A 635-nucleotide genomic window follows, 5' to 3' on the forward strand; every position below is an offset into this window, starting at 1 on the left:
CCGCCTACATGCTTAAACCGGGACAACCGTCGCCCGGCTAACATAGCCTTCTCCGTCCCCCCTTCGCAGTAACACCAAGTACAGGAATATTAACCTGTTTCCCATCGACTACGCCTTTCGGCCTCGCCTTAGGGGTCGACTCACCCTGCCCCGATTAACGTTGGACAGGAACCCTTGGTCTTCCGGCGTGCGGGTTTTTCACCCGCATTATCGTTACTTATGTCAGCATTCGCACTTCTGATACCTCCAGCACCCCTCACAGGACACCTTCAACGGCTTACAGAACGCTCCCCTACCCAACAACACATAGTGTCGCTGCCGCAGCTTCGGTGCACAGTTTAGCCCCGTTACATCTTCCGCGCAGGCCGACTCGACCAGTGAGCTATTACGCTTTCTTTAAATGATGGCTGCTTCTAAGCCAACATCCTGGCTGTCTGTGCCTTCCCACATCGTTTCCCACTTAACTGTGACTTTGGGACCTTAGCTGGCGGTCTGGGTTGTTTCCCTCTTCACGACGGACGTTAGCACCCGCCGTGTGTCTCCCGTGATAACATTCTTCGGTATTCGCAGTTTGCATCGGGTTGGTAAGTCGGGATGACCCCCTAGCCGAAACAGTGCTCTACCCCCGAAGATGA

Annotated in this window: 1 rRNA gene; it reads right to left on the reverse strand. The window is 54.6% G+C overall.

Going from position 1 to position 635, the window contains the following annotated elements:
- Positions 1-635, reverse strand: a 23S ribosomal RNA gene (locus NNO03_RS22440); the annotation flags it as partial.

Source organism: Citrobacter sp. Igbk 16 (genome assembly GCF_028069755.1).
Taxonomy (GTDB): Bacteria; Pseudomonadota; Gammaproteobacteria; order Enterobacterales; family Enterobacteriaceae; genus Citrobacter.